16 protein-coding genes are annotated in these 14,647 nt (G+C 64.1%); 3 read left to right on the top strand and 13 right to left on the bottom strand.

Features of this window, described 5'->3' with window-relative positions; translation table 11 throughout:
* Position 1 precedes the first annotated feature (1 nt).
* Complete coding sequence (locus FJ426_RS23945) at positions 2-799, top strand: ABC transporter permease subunit (RefSeq protein WP_140497599.1); 798 nt, start codon at positions 2-4, stop codon at positions 797-799.
* 7 nt (positions 800-806) lie between these two features.
* On the opposite strand, the gene FJ426_RS23940 is transcribed toward FJ426_RS23945, so the two are convergent.
* The 8 genes from FJ426_RS23940 to FJ426_RS23905 form a co-directional block, all read right to left on the bottom strand.
* Positions 807-1,253 (bottom strand): MaoC/PaaZ C-terminal domain-containing protein, encoded by a 447-nt coding sequence (locus tag FJ426_RS23940; RefSeq protein WP_140562340.1) that lies wholly within the window; start codon positions 1,251-1,253, stop codon positions 807-809.
* Positions 1,254-1,261: 8 nt separating this feature from the next.
* A complete protein-coding gene (locus FJ426_RS23935; RefSeq protein WP_140562338.1) occupies positions 1,262-2,338 on the bottom strand; it encodes a Gfo/Idh/MocA family oxidoreductase in 1,077 nt (358 codons plus the stop codon).
* The gene (locus FJ426_RS23930) at positions 2,331-2,660 is read right to left on the bottom strand and encodes an L-rhamnose mutarotase (RefSeq protein ID WP_140497605.1); all 330 of its coding nucleotides are present in this window, start codon (positions 2,658-2,660) and stop codon (positions 2,331-2,333) included. The genes FJ426_RS23935 and FJ426_RS23930 overlap by 8 nt, the downstream gene beginning before the upstream one ends.
* 10 nt (positions 2,661-2,670) lie before the next feature.
* Complete coding sequence (locus FJ426_RS23925) at positions 2,671-3,783, bottom strand: mandelate racemase/muconate lactonizing enzyme family protein (protein ID WP_140623726.1); 1,113 nt, start codon at positions 3,781-3,783, stop codon at positions 2,671-2,673.
* Between the two features lie 4 nt (positions 3,784-3,787).
* The gene (gene ugpC / locus FJ426_RS23920; protein ID WP_140562477.1) at positions 3,788-4,885 is read right to left on the bottom strand and encodes a sn-glycerol-3-phosphate ABC transporter ATP-binding protein UgpC; all 1,098 of its coding nucleotides are present in this window, start codon (positions 4,883-4,885) and stop codon (positions 3,788-3,790) included.
* A 4-nt stretch (positions 4,886-4,889) separates the two neighbouring features.
* Entirely contained in the window at positions 4,890-5,756 is an 867-nt protein-coding gene (locus FJ426_RS23915; RefSeq protein ID WP_140497611.1) for a carbohydrate ABC transporter permease, read from the bottom strand.
* Entirely contained in the window at positions 5,756-6,652 is an 897-nt protein-coding gene (locus FJ426_RS23910) for a sugar ABC transporter permease (RefSeq protein WP_140514521.1), read from the bottom strand. Before FJ426_RS23910 ends, FJ426_RS23915 begins: the two co-directional genes overlap by 1 nt.
* A 145-nt stretch (positions 6,653-6,797) precedes the next feature.
* Complete coding sequence (locus FJ426_RS23905; protein WP_140562009.1) at positions 6,798-8,117, bottom strand: sugar ABC transporter substrate-binding protein; 1,320 nt, start codon at positions 8,115-8,117, stop codon at positions 6,798-6,800.
* A gap of 168 nt (positions 8,118-8,285) precedes the next feature.
* On the opposite strand from FJ426_RS23905, the gene FJ426_RS23900 reads away from it, so the two are divergent.
* On the top strand, positions 8,286-9,071 hold the full coding sequence (locus FJ426_RS23900) for an IclR family transcriptional regulator (protein WP_140514524.1): 786 nt from the start codon (positions 8,286-8,288) through the stop codon (positions 9,069-9,071).
* Between the two features lie 62 nt (positions 9,072-9,133).
* Entirely contained in the window at positions 9,134-9,970 is an 837-nt protein-coding gene (locus FJ426_RS23895; RefSeq protein WP_140514526.1) for an amidohydrolase, read from the top strand.
* 20 nt (positions 9,971-9,990) lie between these two features.
* Here the strand turns inward: FJ426_RS23895 and FJ426_RS23890 are convergent, their stop codons facing one another.
* The 5 genes from FJ426_RS23890 to FJ426_RS23870 form a co-directional block, all read right to left on the bottom strand.
* The gene (locus tag FJ426_RS23890) at positions 9,991-10,959 is read right to left on the bottom strand and encodes an ABC transporter permease (RefSeq protein ID WP_140562010.1); all 969 of its coding nucleotides are present in this window, start codon (positions 10,957-10,959) and stop codon (positions 9,991-9,993) included.
* A gap of 1 nt (position 10,960) precedes the next feature.
* Positions 10,961-11,911, bottom strand: a complete 951-nt coding sequence (locus FJ426_RS23885) for an ABC transporter permease (RefSeq protein WP_140562012.1) — start codon at positions 11,909-11,911, stop codon at positions 10,961-10,963.
* A complete protein-coding gene (locus tag FJ426_RS23880; protein WP_140555583.1) occupies positions 11,908-12,648 on the bottom strand; it encodes an ATP-binding cassette domain-containing protein in 741 nt (246 codons plus the stop codon). Before FJ426_RS23880 ends, FJ426_RS23885 begins: the two co-directional genes overlap by 4 nt.
* Positions 12,641-13,378: an ATP-binding cassette domain-containing protein gene (locus FJ426_RS23875; protein ID WP_140497628.1), complete on the bottom strand. Its 738-nt coding sequence runs from the start codon at positions 13,376-13,378 to the stop codon at positions 12,641-12,643. The genes FJ426_RS23880 and FJ426_RS23875 overlap by 8 nt, the downstream gene beginning before the upstream one ends.
* A gap of 72 nt (positions 13,379-13,450) precedes the next feature.
* Positions 13,451-14,638, bottom strand: a complete 1,188-nt coding sequence (locus tag FJ426_RS23870) for an ABC transporter substrate-binding protein (protein WP_140562013.1) — start codon at positions 14,636-14,638, stop codon at positions 13,451-13,453.
* Between the last annotated feature and the right edge of the window lie 9 nt (positions 14,639-14,647).

Raw genomic sequence — 14,647 nt, 5'->3', positions numbered from 1 at the left:
CATGCTGGTTTGGTCCCGCTCCGGTCGCCTCGTTCTGTGGCTCCTCTTCGCGCTGATCTTCGGTGTGCTGTTCCTGGCGCCGCTTGCGGTCATTCTCCTGTCCAGCCTTGCCGGCCAGTGGAACGGGGTGCTGCCGAGCAGCCTGACGACGGAACACTACAGCGACGTCTTGCATGGCGCGGCCGGCGATGCGGTCAAGGCGAGCCTTCTCACCGGTTTTGCAGCCAGCGCGCTGGCGCTGGTCAGCGGCACCTGGGCGGCGCTGTCGCTGCGGGTCCAGGGGCATGCGCTGCGGCGCCTGCTGGGCCTGTTGTTCTTCGTCCCCAGCGCCGTGCCTTCGGTCTCCGTCGGCCTTGGCCTGCTGGTCGCCTTCAGCCATCCGCCGCTGCTGCTCAACGGTACGATCGCGATCGTCATGATCGCGCATTTCGTGCTGATATCGGCCTTCACCTTCGGCAATGTGTCGGCCGGACTGGCGCGGCTCTCGCCCGACTTCGAGCAGGTGGCATCGAGCCTCGGCGCGCGGCCGGCCTACCGCCTCTGGCACGTCACCTTGCCTCTGCTCGCACCCTATCTGGTCGCAGCGTTCGGGCTCAGCTTCGCACTGTCGATGGGTGAACTCGGCGCCACCGTGATGGTCTATCCGCCGGGTTGGGTGACGCTGCCGGTGTCGATCTTCAGCCTCACCGACCGAGGCGACATCTTTGCGGGAGCAGCGCTCACCATGATCCTGGTGGTGGCGACCCTGGCGCTGCTGCTCGGTCTGGAGCGCATCACCGCCCGCGCCACGGGATCGTAGCGCTGCCTCAGCCGGGTTTGCGTTCGACGATGTAGATGTGATCCGCGGCCAACACAACTTCGTCGCGCTGGTTGATCACCTCGCAGCGTTCGATGACCCGGCCCGCGGCCGGCCGCTTCGGATCGTCCTGCTTGGCTGCGATGGTGGTGCGCGTGCGGATCGTGTCGCCGATGAACACCGGCTTGATGAAACGCAGCCGATCATAGCCATAGGAGAAGGCAACGGGATTGACGACGCTTGCCGTCAGTCCGATGCCGACCGAGAACACCAGCGTGCCGTGCGCGATGCGCTGGCCGAACGGCGTCGTCTTCATGAACTCGGCGTCCATGTGGTGCGGGAAGAAATCGCCGGTGTGGCCGGCATGGACGACGAAATCGGTCTCGGTAATGGTGCGGCCGCTGGTCAGCCGCGAGGAGCCGATCTCGTAGTCTTCGAAATAAATGATCTGTTCCATGTCCTGCCTCACGGCCTTTCGGCCAGCGGCGTCGCCGGCGCCGCGCTCGATTTATAGGCGGCTTCCACCAGCGCCATCGTGTTCCAGGCGTCCTCGACCGAGCTGACCAGCTCGTCGTCTTCTCCGCAAGCAAAGCGCTGGACATTGGCCATACGCCCGACAAAGGCATCGGGGAACCATTCGCCGGCGAGTGGCACGGCAATCCAATCCGTCCCGCCTTTCGGGTATATTTCCAGGACGTCCGGTTCGCCGCGGGGATAGTCGAGGTTGAGGCCGAGTTTGAGATAGGCCGCGCCCTCGGTGCCGCAGATGCGGAATTCGCAGGCCTGGTGCCGGCGCCCGAACTTGTGGTCATGGTTGATCGACAGCGCGCAGCGCACGGTGTCGCCATAGTCGAGGATGGCGCTGGTGCGCGTCTGTGCCACCGTATGGTTGGGATGGCCGAGCGTCTTGGCGTGCACCCCTTTGGGGTCGCCCAGCAATTGTCTGACGAGGTCCAGATAGTGGATCGAATGCATCGCGATCTCGACACGCGGCGCCTTGAGCAGGAATTCCCACAACTCCCAAGGTGTCGCCAGCGCCAGCCAGGCGTCGAAGTCGACGACCTCGCCGAGCCATCCCTTGGCGATGGCATCCTTGAGCGCCAGCATCATCGGCGCGAAACGCAATTGGAAATTCACCGCGGCCTTGAGCTTCCTGGCGCGGCAGATCTCGAGGATTTCGGTTGCCTCGCCGAGATAGTTGCCCATCGGCTTCTGGATCAGTGCGACCGCCCCCTCGGGAAGCGCCTTCAGGATCTCGGCATGCCGACCGGGCGGTGTCGCGAGATCAAAGATCGCATCGTTGATTCCGGCGGCTTCTTCCACGGAGCGGAATGCGGTGACACCCCATTTCTCGGCCAACGTCCGCGCCTTGGCCTGGTCCGGATCATAGAGGCCGGCAACCGGAAACTCGGCCTTCCGGTAGGCGGGAAAATGGGCATCGCCGACAATCGAACCTGCGCCGAAGGTGACGATCGGCCGGGGCTTTGTAGGCTTAGGCCAGGACTGGATGAGTGAGGCAGGGTCGAAACCGCCTTCAGTCATGATGGAAGACCTCGTCCATCGAAGCCCACCATTCGCCCTCCTTGCGGGTCGCCAGCGGCTCCTGGCAAGGCATGCAGAGGGCCCACCATTCCTGTGTTTTCGGGTCTGCCGCCATCTTGGCCATGTCGGCGGCATAGTCGGTGCCGTGGTATTCGAAGTAGGCAAACAGCAGGTTCTCCGGCCGCTTCAGGTAGATCGAATAGTTCTCGATGTTGCAAGCCGAGATCATGGTCAGCACGTCGGGCCAGACGGCGGCATGGAGGCGCACATACTCCTCGACCTTTTCCGGCTTCAGTCCCAGAACCATTCCCATCCGCTGCATGTTCGTTCCCCTATTTCGTGATCGCCGTGGTGAATTCGGCGATGCTCATGGCCTTGACCGCGTCCCAGTCCCAATCGATGCCGATGCCGGGCTCGTCGGGTGCCAGCGCGTGCCCATCCTCGATGCGCATGCGCTTGCCGGTCAACTGGTCAAGCTGCGGAATGTACTCGACATACCGGCCGTTCTGAACAGCGCAGGTGAGGCTGACATGCAATTCCATCAGGAAATGCGGGCAGACCGGGATGTCGAAGGCCTCCGCCGCATGCGCCACCTTTAGCCAGGGCGTGATGCCGCCAATGCGGCCGACGTCGACTTGCACGATCGAACAGGCGCCTTTCTGCATGTATTCGCGGAAATGCCTGATGGAATAGAGCGACTCGCCGATGGCAATCGGCGTCTGCGTCGAATTCGACAGTCGCACATGGCCATCGATGTCGTCGGCCGGCAGCGGCTCCTCGATCCAGGCGAGATCGAGTTCACGCAGCCTCGCTGCGCGGCGGATCGCTTCGTCGACGGAGAATCCCTGATTGGCGTCGGTCATGATCTCGTAGCCGTCGCCCACCGCCTTGCGCACCGCCGCCAGCCGCGCCAGATCTTCCGATCCGTGCGGTTTGCCGATCTTCACCTTCGAGCCGCGAAATCCCTTGGCCTTCGCGGCCAGCGCGTCATCGACCAGCGCCTGCGTCTCGATGTGCAGCCAGCCGCCCTCCGTCGTGTAGAGCGGGCAGCGGTCCTTGGCGCCGCCCGCCAGCTTCCACAGAGGCAGGCCCTGCTTCTTCGCCCGCAGGTCCCAAAGCGCGGTGTCGATCGCCGCGATCGCGATGGCCGTGATCGCGCCGATCGTGGTGGCGTGTGTGGCGAATTCGAGATCGTGCCAGATCGCCTCGATCATGTCGGGGTCGCGGCCGATCAGGCGCGGCGCCAGATGGTCGGACAAGAGCCGCATCACAGACGAGCCGCCGGTGCCGATCGTGTAGCTGTAGCCGGTGCCGACGGCGCCGTCGGAATCGGTGATCGTGACGAGAGGCGTTTCCTGGCTGACGAAACTCTGGATCGCGTCCGTGCGCTTGACCTTCGGCACAAGGTCCACCATCCGCAGTTCTATCTTTTCGATCGTGGCCATGTCGTCAGCTCCGCAATGACTTTCCCGTGTCGGCGGCAAACAGGTGCGCCTGCGACAGGTCGAGGCTCATGGCCATCCGCTCGCCCGATCTCAAAGCTCTTGGGTTCAGCATGCGCGAAACCCAGTCTGCGCCATTGAATTCGACGAACACCAGCGTCTCGTTGCCGAGTGGTTCGGTGACCGTGATCGGCAATTCGATCTGGTGGACGTCTGCGGCACCACCGGAACTGATACCATGGCCGGTCGGGTAGATGTCGTCGGGCCGCAACCCGAACACCACCTTGTTACCCCTGGCGACATTGGCTTTGAATTGGCTAGGCAATGGCAGCTTTTCGCCGCTGGCGAAAACCAGCTGGCCGTCATCGATCGTCGCCTCGTGCAGGTTCATCGGCGGCGAGCCGATGAAGCCCGCGACGAACCGCGTCGCCGGCCGTCGGAACACCTCGTCTGGGGTGCCGACCTGTTCGATATGGCCGTCGCGCATGATGACGATGCGGTCGGCAAGCGTCATCGCCTCGACCTGGTCATGGGTGACATAGATCACCGTCGACCGCACCTTGGCGTGCAGCTTCTTGATTTCGGTCCGCATCTGCGTGCGCAGTTTGGCGTCGAGATTTGAAAGCGGCTCGTCGAACAGGAACACGTCGGGATCGCGTACGATGGCGCGGCCCATGGCGACGCGCTGGCGCTGGCCGCCGGAAAGTTGCGACGGGCGACGGTCGAGCAGCGTGTCGAGGCCGAGGATGGCCGAGGCTTCGGCGACGCGGCGCTCCATATCCTCCTTGGCGGCCCCGGCAATCTTCAGGGAGAAGCCGAGGTTCTCGCGCACCGTCATGTGGGGATAAAGCGCGTAGGACTGGAACACCATCGAGATGTTGCGCGAACGCGGCGGCAAATCGTTGACGACGCGGCCGCCGATCTCGATCGAGCCGGCGCTGATCTCTTCCAGCCCTGCGATCATCCTGAGCGTCGTCGACTTGCCGCAGCCGGAGGGGCCGACCAGCGCGATGAATTCGCGGTCCGCGATGTCGAGGTCGATGCCGTGCACGATCCCGACATTGCCGTAGCGCTTGGTCAGCTTTTGGAGGGAAACCGTTGCCATGGGATCAGCCTTTCACCGCGCCGGAGGTCAAGCCGCCGACAAGGTGTTTCTGGACGATGTAGGTGAGGGTGAGCGCCGGGATGATCATCACCACGGCGAGCGCGCACATGCCGCGCCAGTCGATGGTGAATTCGGCCGTGTAGTCGAGCAGGCCGACCGGCAGGGTCTTGGCGCTGACCGAGCGGGTAAGCTGCGAGGCCAGCGCGAACTCGTTCCAGCAGGTCAGGAAAGCAAAGATCGCGGCGGAGGCGATGCCGGGCCCGGCAAGCGGGAACTCGACCTGCCAGAAGGCCTGCCAGCGGGTGCAGCCGTCGATCTGGGCGGCTTCCGCGAGGTCCTTCGGCACCTGGCGGAAGAAGCCGTCGATCAGCCAGATGGTGAACGGCACGTTGAGCGCGACATAGGCCAGGATCAGTCCGAAATGCGTGTCGATGATGCCGAGCCTGACATAAAGGAAGAACAGCGGCAGCGAGAGCGCGATACCCGGCACCGTGCGCGTCAGCATCAGGCCGAGGAAGACGCCCGACTTGCCGCGGAAACGGTAGCGCGCGAAGGCATAGCCGCCGGCCATGCCGATGGCCACCGCGATCATCGTCGAGGTCACCGAGATGATCAGCGAGTTGCGGAAATATTCTATGACCGGGATGCCGCCCTTGCCGATCCCTGAGAACATCGCGACATAGGCGTCGAACGAGATCTGCTGCGGGATCCACACCGGCGGCTTGGCCATGATCTCCACAGTCGGCCGCAGCGACGAAAGCACGATCCACAGGCCGGGCAGGCAGATGGTCAGCATCGCCAGGAACAGGCCGATGCGATAGGCGATGCCCAGCAGCCGGCGCTTGAGGCGGGCGGAAGAATTCTCGTCCATCACCACTCCGCACCGATCTGCGTGCGCGCCGCGGCGAGCTTGTTGAAGAAGTAGACGGTGAAGGCGATCGACAACAGGATCGAGAAATAGGCCATGGCGTTGGCCATGCCCATGCGCCCGTCGCTGTAGGCGGTGCGCGCCACCAGCGTCCACAAAAGCTCGGTGCGGCCCGCCGGCCCGCCATCGGTCATGATCTTGACGATGTCATAGGCGCGCGCCACGTCGAGCGAACGGATGGTCATGGCGATGTAGGCGAAAGGCATGACGAACGGCCAGGTCACATAGCGGAACGTCTGCCACGGCGTGCAGCCGTCGACGCGCGCCGCCTCGATTGGCTCCTTGGGCATGGCGAGCAGCCCGGCGAGGATCAGGATGGCGAAGATCGCCGTCGACGACCAGATCTCGGCGATCGAGATGGCGATGAAGGCGAGATGGCCTTCGATCAGCCACGCAATGGCATCCCTGGTGATGCCGAGCGATTGCAGGGCGTTGTTCACCAGGCCGATATTGTCGTTGAACATGAACTTGAACTGGAAGCCGACGAGGATCGGCGAGAACATCATCGGAAACATCATCAGCGTGCGCAGGATGCGCTGGCCGCGCGTCGCCTTTTCGACCAGCATGGCGAGGCCGAGGCCCAGCAGCATTTCGAGATTGAGCGCGATGGTCAGCAACAGAACCGTGCGGCCGAACGCCCACCAGAAATCGGCGTTCGCCAGGATCGAGAGATAATTGCGGAAGCCGACAAAGACGAAGAACGTTTCGGGCTTGGTCAGGCGGAACGGCGTGAAGCTGGAATAGAGCGACAAAAGCAACGGCACCACGACGACCGCCGCCAGCACGATCATCGCCGGAAGCAGCAGCAGGAATGGCGCGGATGGCTTGAAGCCCTTCATTGGGACCCTGTGAGTTGCATTCGATTGCCGCCTGTCGAGCCGGGCGGGGCAGGCATCGTCATCGTGGAACACCCGAGGCAGTGCGCGCCCTAAAACGCGAGCGCCTCCCCCATGACTGATGGGGGAGGCGGCCTTGGGAGCGGTTCTACAGCTTGCCGGCGTCTTCGAGGATTTGCGTCGCCTTGGCGGCGGCTTCGTCGAGCGCCTGCTTGGACGTCTTGTCGCCGAGGATCGCCGCCTGCAATTCGGGATAGACGGCGTTCGAGATCTCGATCCATTCAGGCGTCTGCGGCACCGCGAAGGCGTGCTTGGCTTCTTCCTGGAAGGCGGAGAGGACCTCCTTCTTGTAAGGATCGTTTTCGGCCTGCTTCAGGTCCCAGTCCCAGACCGCGGTGCGGGTCGGCAGCGGGCCCGCGGCGGCTTCCAGCTTCTGGCTGTCCTCATTGGTGAGCCACCACACCAGCGATGCCGCGGCCTCCTTGTTCGGGCAGTTCTCGGTCACCGAGAAGCCATGGAAACCGGACCAGCCGGTGCGCTTGCCGGACGAGCCTTTCGGCGCGACCTTGACGCCGACATTGCCGGCGACCTTCGACGACTTCGGATCGTTGAAGAAGCCGGCCCAGCCCGGCCAGTCCAAGTTGATGGCGACGGTGCCCGAGGCAAAACCCTGGCCCAGATCGTCCCAGAGATAGTTGGTGGTTCCGGCCGGCACGGCCTTGGCCTTGTAGAGGTTGACGAACCAGTCGAGCGCCCGCACGCCGGCTTCGGAGTTGAAGACCGGCTTGCCGTCCTTGTCGAGATACTCGCCGCCCTCGGCCACCACCATCTCGTAGAAGCGGCCGTTGATCGCCTCTTCTTTACCGGCGAACTGCGTGCCGTAGAAGTTGGGCGGGTTGGCGAAGAACTCGGCCTGGTCGGTGACTTCCTTCCAGGTGTCCGGCGGCACCAGATCATAGCCGTATTTCGCCTTGAACTTGGCCTTGTTGTCGGCGTTCTTGTAGAGGCTCTTCTGGTAGTAGAGGGCAGAGACGTCGAACTGCGCGCGCGGCAGCATCTCCAGCTTGCCATCTATGGTCGCCGCCTTGATCGTCGATGGCACGAAGGCGTCGATCTCTTCCTTGGGCAGCAATTTGCTGAGGTCGGTATAGAGGCCGGTATACTGCGGCGCGAAGGAGGAATGGTTCCAGCCGACGCACCAGTTGGTGCTGCCCGAGGCGATGTCGGACTTCAACTCCTTGTCGATGTCGAAGCCGTTCTTCTTGGTCAGGATGTTGACCTTGGCGCCGGTCGCCTTCTCCCATTCGGGGATGCGCTCGTAGAGCTTTTCATATTGCTGGCCGCCGATCAGCTTCACGTCGACGGTAACGCCTTCGAACTTGCCGGGCAGGTCGCCGGCAAGGGCCGCGCCTGCGCCTGACGCAAGCAACAATGCGCCGGCGCACACGCCGGAAAGCAGTCTGTTCATTGGTATCCTCCCTGGGTGCGCCTTGGCGGCGACCGCAACTCGTCTGATGACAAGAAGTGTTACATTCATATACAAACAAAACATTCATGGATACGTCAAGGCGAAATTTGTTTCCGCCGGCAGCATTCCTGCGTATATGAAGAATCGATTTCACTGGAGGGAAAGCCCATGGATGATAGCGAAGACGAGCGGTATCGCGCGCCTGCGCTCGACAAGGGGCTCGACATCCTGGAACTGCTGGCCGGCGTCGACGGCGGCCTGACGCAGGCGGAAATCGCCAAGAAGCTCGACCGCAGCCCCAACGAGTTCTACCGCATGCTGGACCGGCTGGTGCGACGCGGTTATGTCACGCGGCTCGACGGTGACCGCTATTCACTGACGCTCAAGCTGTTCGGCCTGGCGCAACTGCACGCGCCGGTGCGGCGGCTGGTTTCCTATGCGACGCCGTTGATGCGGGAGCTGGCGGAGACGTCGCAGCAGGCCAACCAACTCGTTGTTTTTGATCGCGGTTCCGCCGTGGTCATCGGCCAGCAGGAGGCGCCGAACTACTGGGGCATCTCGATCCGGGTCGGCGCCCACATCAGCCTGTTCGACACCGGTTCGGGACATGTGCTGCTCGCTTTCCGTTCGCAGGAGGAGCGCCAGATGATGATCTCCGAACATGTCCGCAGCACCGACAATACGGCGCAGCCGCCCGAGTTCTTTGCCCGTCTCGACCAGATCAGGGAACGGGGATATGAGATGATGGCCTCGATGCAGACTGCCGGCGTCTACAATCTGTCGGCACCGGTGCGCGGCTCCGACGGCAAGGCGATCGCGGCGCTTTCGATTCCTTACATCACCGTCGTCAACGCACCGTCCGCGCCGGACATGACCCGCACCATCGAACTGCTGCTGGCCACATGTGAAAAGCTGTCGCGTCTGGCCGGGTCGGCCGTCGGTTCATCGGTGTAATTCTTATTTGAATGAAGAATTCCTCCGTGAGATGATGTGAAAGATACGGGAGGAGCCCTGCCATGATCATCGACACCCACCTGCACCTCATCGACCGCTCGGCCTTGCGCTACCCGTGGCTTGCCGGCGTGCCCGCTCTCAACCGCGACTTCTCCTATGAGGAGTACGGCGTGGAAGCTCAACGTGTCGGCGTCGAGCGTGTGCTGCATATGGAGGTCGATGTCGACCCTGCCGATATCGAGGCCGAGACCGAACGTGTCGAAGGCCTGTCGAGACAGGCCGGCAGCATGCTGGCCGGGGCGATCGCCGCCTGCCGTCCGGAAGAGGCCAATTTTGCGGCCTATCTCGAGCGCCAGCGAGCAAAGCCGTTCGTCAAGGGTTTTCGCCGCGTCCTCCACGTCATGCCCGATGAACTCTCGGAAGGCGCGCTATTCCGGGACAGCATCCGGCGGCTCGGCGGCACCGGGCTCACCTTCGATCTCGTCGTGCTACCGCATCAGATTCCCAAGGCGATCGCGCTCGCCGATCTGGCGCCCGACGTCCAGTTCGTGCTCGACCATTGCGGCGTCCCCGACATCAAGGGCAATGGCGAGCATCCGTGGCGCGAACACATGAGCGAAATCGCGCGGCGTCCCAACGTCGTGGCCAAGATTTCCGGCGTCGTCGCCTATGCGGATCCCGGCAGTTGGACGGTCGAGACGCTGCGGCCCTATGTCGAACACACGATCGGTTCGTTCGGATGGGATCGTGTTGTCTGGGGCAGCGATTGGCCGGTCTGCACGCTGGGTGGCGGTCTCTCGACCTGGGTGGCGGCGACCCATGCGCTGCTTGCCGGTTGCAGTGTTGCGGAACGCGACAGGCTGCTCTCGGTGAACGCCCGCAAGCTCTGGCGGCTTTAACCGGCTCTGCTTGGGGCTCTTCAGATCGTCGCCGAAACGTGCCGTTCGCGGCCGTAGAGCGACACCAACAGCACGATGATGAAGCCGAGTGCTGCCTGCACCGCCGAGGGCTGGAAGCCCAGCCCGATGAGCAGCGTGTTGATCTCGGTCAGCACCAGCACGCCGGCAATGGTCCCGAGATAGCTGCCGCGCCCGCCGACCAGCGCCGCGCCGCCGACGACCACGGCCGCGATGGTCTGGAACAGGTAGGGCTGCCCGACATCGCCATAGGCCGAGCCGGTGAAGCCGAGCAGCAGAACGCCCGCCACCGCGGCGAAGAAGGCGCTTGCCGCATAGGTGATCACCCACATGCGGACGGGATCGATCAGCGCCAGAGGCGCGGCACCCGGATTGCTGCCGAGTGCGTAGAGCCGGCGCCCATAGGGCGTCCGCTCCAGCACCAGGACGACGAGCGCCGCCAGCACGACAAGACAGGGCACCAGCCATGGAACCGGCAGTGGCCCGGCCGATCCGCCGATCGACACGAAGCTCGAAACCGCTTGCGGCGCGGAGCCTGAAGGGAAGCCCGCGGTCCATAAAAGCACCAGCCCTTGCACGACCATGCCGATGCCGAGCGTGACGATAAGCGGCTGGATGTCGAGGCTGCGCGCGATGAGCCCGTTCAGGCCACCGATAAGGATCGCCAGCACGCCGACGAGGCCGCAGACCAGGACAAAATTCCAGCCATCGCCGTAGAGTTGCGCGGCCACGACATTGGCAAAGCCGATGACGAACGGGATCGACAGGTCGATGCCGCCCATGATGACGACCAGCGTCTGCCCGATCGAGGCGACGGCGAGCAGCGAGGCAAGCACCAGCATGGCGCGCACCGCAAACGGGCTGGAGTAGCCCGGAATGAGGATGATGCCGGCAAGATGCAGAAGGGCGGCAACACAGAAGGCGCCGACGACACGGGCATTGGTTGTCGCGAATAGATTTCGGCCAGCCATGTCAGCGCCTCCCGATGGCAAAGCGTTCCTGCAGCGCGGTCAGCATCACCGCCAGCACCAGTATGGCGCCGTAGGCGATCTGCAGCACGAAGGTCGAGACGTTGAACGTCGTCAGCACGCTTTGCAGCAGGAAGATGTCGACAGCGCCGATCGCGGCACCCGCGACGCCACCACGGCCGCCGGCAAGACTGACACCGCCGAGCGCCACGGCGGCGATGGCGATCAGCGTGTAGGTCGGGCCGATGTTGGGATCGGCCGACCCGATCAGCGCAGTCAGCATCAGTCCGGCGCAGCCGCCCAGGATGCCGGTCATGACATAGGCGATGAAGCGCACGAGCGTGACGTCGACGCCGGCTGTATAGGCGGCGCGATCGTCGCTGCCGACCGCCATCAGCTGGTCGTAATAGGGGCTGCGCCGCACCAGCCACCAGAAAAGGAACATCGAGGCCAGCGGCAGAAGCGAGAACGGGCCTGCCAGGGATTTCAGCCAGGCCGGCGCCGGGCCGATCGGCGCCGGCAGGATGGTCAGCGTCACCCCCGTCAGGATCAGATAGGTGCCGAGCGTGGCCACGATCGGCTGGATGCGCACGATGGTCGCCAGGAAACCGTTCGCCGCCCCGACCAGCGCACCGATGAGCAGCGCCGCCGGAACAAGCGCCAGCGGCGAGGATATTCCGGCGCGCAGGAAAAGCACCTGGATCACGATGGCGTTGACGAAGCCCATCAGCGGCCCGACCGAAATATCGATGCCGCCGCGCCCGGCGAGGATCACCGGCGTCGAGGCGATGGCCGCACCGATCAGCGGCGCCGCCAGACCAACCAGCGCACCCCAGGAGCCCGGCTGGAACCGTGCCGGGCTCAGCATCAGATTGATCGCCAGCAGGACGATCAGCAGCACGACGGCGAAGCCGACGCTTCGCCCGAGGGACAGGATGCGTGCAAAGGGTCTCATGCTGCGCGTCCGAACATGGCTGCGATCACGTTCCCGGTGGTCATCGCCTGGCCGGCGATTTCCGCCGCGACTTCATTTTCGCGGAACACCAGCACGCGATGGCAGAGAAGAAGGATCTCCTCGATCTCGCTGGACAGGATGACGAGCCCCATGCCGTCGGAAGCCAGCCCGCGAAAGACGTCGTAGAGAACATGCCGGGTCGCCACGTCGACGCCGCGCGTCGGGTCGTTGAGAAGCAACATTGCGGGGTCCAGCGCCAGGGCCCGCGCCAACAGCACCTTCTGCTGGTTGCCGCCGGACAGGGTGGTGATCGGCGCGTCGGGCCGAGGCGCTGATATCGACAGCCTTTCGCGATAGGCCTCGTAGCGCGCCTTGCGCGCCGCCGGGCTGATCAGGCCGAGGCGGGTATCGCGAGACAGCGTCGAGACGGCGAAATTGTCGAGCACCGACTGCGTCGGGAAAATGCCTTTGGCACGCCCGCGCGGAAGATAGGCGATGCCGCTCGATACGGCCTTGCGGAAGCCGGTGATGGCGCGGGATGCGCCGGGCAGATCAAGGATGACCGAACCGCCAAGCGGCGCGACAAGGCCGGCAAGCATCTCGAGGAAAAGCTCCTGGCCATGGCCATCCAGGCCGGCGAGCCCAACGATCTCGCCGGCGGCGATCGCCTGCATGATCGGGCTTGCGCCCGGCGCGATGACGAGGTCGCGGATAGTGAGGGCGGCGCGATCAGCCATGCGCCAGCTCCGCGGCGGTGCGTGGCGCCATCGCCTTGAGAAGCTCCGCCGGCGTCGAAGCGCCGCGCTCCTCGGTGCGCACCACGCTGCCGCCGCGCAGGATCGAGATGCGATCCGAAAGCGACGTCACCTCATCCATGCGGTGGGTGATGAACAGGATCAGGCAGCCTTCGCCGGCAAGCGTGCGCATCAGCGAAAAAACGGACTCGCGGTCGGCGAAGTCGAGTGCTGCGGTCACTTCGTCGAGGATCAGGATCTTTGGATCGCGCACGACCGCACGAGCAAGAACGACGAGTTGCTGTGCTGCGAGCGGCAACTGCCCGGCGGGCATGTCGAGCGGAACGTTGGTGACGGCGAAACGTTTGAGGGCGGCGGCTGCCCTGTCGCGCCGCTCGTTGCGGGGAACCGCGCGCCGGACCAGGCCGTCGAGGCCAAGCAGGATATTGTCGGTCACGCTGCGGTCCGGCGCGATCAGCACTTCCTGGAAGACCGTGGCGAAGCCTTGCGCCTGGAAGGCCGAGGGGGTTCCGCCCGAAAACGGCCTGCCTTGCAGCAGGACCGTGCCGCTGTCGGGCTGAACGATGCCGGACAGCAGCTTGACCATGGTGCTCTTGCCCGAACCATTCTCGCCCAGGATGGTGTGGATGGTTCCTGCCCGGAACGCGATCGAGGCGTCCGCAAGCGCGACCGTCTCGCCATAGCGTTTGGATATGTTTCTGATTTCAAGCATGTCGCGTTTCGAAGCTGGCAAGCCGGCCCTCCGAAAGGAGCCGGCTTGTCGAGGTCTTATCTGGCCCAGGCGTCACTTCGCGCAGGCGTCTGGCACCTTCGAATAGTCCCATCCCTTGGTCGGCGCCGGGTTGGAGAAATAGGCGTCGAGCCATTCTTCCGGCATCGGATCCTTGGGCGGCACCGGGAAGATCGATACGGCATCCGTCGTCATGCAGTCCTTGTACCAGGCGCCGAGATCGGCATTGTGGACCGGCGGAATCGGAATGAGCAGCGTGTTCAGCTTCGGCTTCTGGCCGTCGAGCATGCGTTCGCCGACGCGAAACAGCGTTTCGGCGGTCCAGTGCGGCAGCACGGCATGGCCCTCGAAGCGGTACTTGTCGGGATTGGCCTTCCAGTAGCCCAGGGCATCGCCGGTGATAGAACCGGTGATCAGCGGCGCCGGCCGGCCGGCTTCGGCGAACGCCTCCGCGACGACGCGGCTTTCGCTGCCTGTCGTCCACACCGCATCGATCGGCGCCGGGTTGGTGGCGATCGCCTGCAGCACCACCGTCTTGGTGACATTGGCCGTCCAATTGCCGTTGACCGTGCGCGAGATCTTCAGCTTGGGGTTTTCCGCCAGCGCCTTGTCGGCGCCCTGGCGCTCCTGAACCACGATCGGGTGGCCGGCGATGCCCTCGACCAGCAGGATGCTGGCGCCATCAGGCTTGGCCTTGCCGATCGCCGTCATCATGTCGTAGCCCCAGCGCGCATAGTTGGAATCGACATTGATCGCGTTCGGGCTGGTCACCGAACCGGCGGCGGTGATGAACGGGATGCCTGCCTTGGCGGCCGCATCGATGGCGTCATCGAGCGCTGTTGCCGAGCCCGGGATCGAGGTGATGATCGAGCACTTCTTGTCGATGAAGGCGCGGATCTGGTTGATCTGCTGGCTGGCGTCGTTGTTGGAATCCGACACTTCGAAGCTGGAGACGGTGCCGTCGGCGATCAGCCCGTCGACCAGGCGCTTCAGCTCCTTGGTGACGGTGACCCGCCAGGGGTTGCCCTGGTAGGATTCCGAATGGCACCATTTCCATGGCTTGGACGGCGGGTTGAAATTGTCCCAGGCCGATGGCAGCACCGTCTGCGGCGCGCCGTCATATTGCGCCTTGAGTTCATCGGGCAGCCCGCTGATGACGCCTTGTACGTCTTCGGCAAAAGCTGTCGTTGCGAGTGAGGCGAAGGCGGTTGCGGCCACAAGGCCGCGGATCAGGCTTTTCATTTGTCTCCT

The sequence above is a fragment of the Mesorhizobium sp. B2-6-4 genome, from assembly GCF_006441495.1.
Classification (GTDB): domain Bacteria; phylum Pseudomonadota; class Alphaproteobacteria; order Rhizobiales; family Rhizobiaceae; genus Mesorhizobium.
This window is presented reverse-complemented; position numbering and strand designations above follow the sequence as displayed.

What these genes read in the sequence shown, in the direction of transcription:
- FJ426_RS23945 (WP_140497599.1), top strand. Translation starts at nt 2, where the DNA reads ATGCTGGTTTGGTCCCGCTCCGGTCGCCTCGTTCTGTGGCTCCTCTTC.
- FJ426_RS23940 (WP_140562340.1), bottom strand. Translation starts at nt 1,253, where the DNA reads ATGGAACAGATCATTTATTTCGAAGACTACGAGATCGGCTCCTCGCGG.
- FJ426_RS23935 (WP_140562338.1), bottom strand. Translation starts at nt 2,338, where the DNA reads ATGACTGAAGGCGGTTTCGACCCTGCCTCACTCATCCAGTCCTGGCCT.
- FJ426_RS23930 (WP_140497605.1), bottom strand. Translation starts at nt 2,660, where the DNA reads ATGCAGCGGATGGGAATGGTTCTGGGACTGAAGCCGGAAAAGGTCGAG.
- FJ426_RS23925 (WP_140623726.1), bottom strand. Translation starts at nt 3,783, where the DNA reads ATGGCCACGATCGAAAAGATAGAACTGCGGATGGTGGACCTTGTGCCG.
- ugpC (WP_140562477.1), bottom strand. Translation starts at nt 4,885, where the DNA reads ATGGCAACGGTTTCCCTCCAAAAGCTGACCAAGCGCTACGGCAATGTC.
- FJ426_RS23915 (WP_140497611.1), bottom strand. Translation starts at nt 5,756, where the DNA reads ATGGACGAGAATTCTTCCGCCCGCCTCAAGCGCCGGCTGCTGGGCATC.
- FJ426_RS23910 (WP_140514521.1), bottom strand. Translation starts at nt 6,652, where the DNA reads ATGAAGGGCTTCAAGCCATCCGCGCCATTCCTGCTGCTGCTTCCGGCG.
- FJ426_RS23905 (WP_140562009.1), bottom strand. Translation starts at nt 8,117, where the DNA reads ATGAACAGACTGCTTTCCGGCGTGTGCGCCGGCGCATTGTTGCTTGCG.
- FJ426_RS23900 (WP_140514524.1), top strand. Translation starts at nt 8,286, where the DNA reads ATGGATGATAGCGAAGACGAGCGGTATCGCGCGCCTGCGCTCGACAAG.
- FJ426_RS23895 (WP_140514526.1), top strand. Translation starts at nt 9,134, where the DNA reads ATGATCATCGACACCCACCTGCACCTCATCGACCGCTCGGCCTTGCGC.
- FJ426_RS23890 (WP_140562010.1), bottom strand. Translation starts at nt 10,959, where the DNA reads ATGGCTGGCCGAAATCTATTCGCGACAACCAATGCCCGTGTCGTCGGC.
- FJ426_RS23885 (WP_140562012.1), bottom strand. Translation starts at nt 11,911, where the DNA reads ATGAGACCCTTTGCACGCATCCTGTCCCTCGGGCGAAGCGTCGGCTTC.
- FJ426_RS23880 (WP_140555583.1), bottom strand. Translation starts at nt 12,648, where the DNA reads ATGGCTGATCGCGCCGCCCTCACTATCCGCGACCTCGTCATCGCGCCG.
- FJ426_RS23875 (WP_140497628.1), bottom strand. Translation starts at nt 13,378, where the DNA reads ATGCTTGAAATCAGAAACATATCCAAACGCTATGGCGAGACGGTCGCG.
- FJ426_RS23870 (WP_140562013.1), bottom strand. Translation starts at nt 14,638, where the DNA reads ATGAAAAGCCTGATCCGCGGCCTTGTGGCCGCAACCGCCTTCGCCTCA.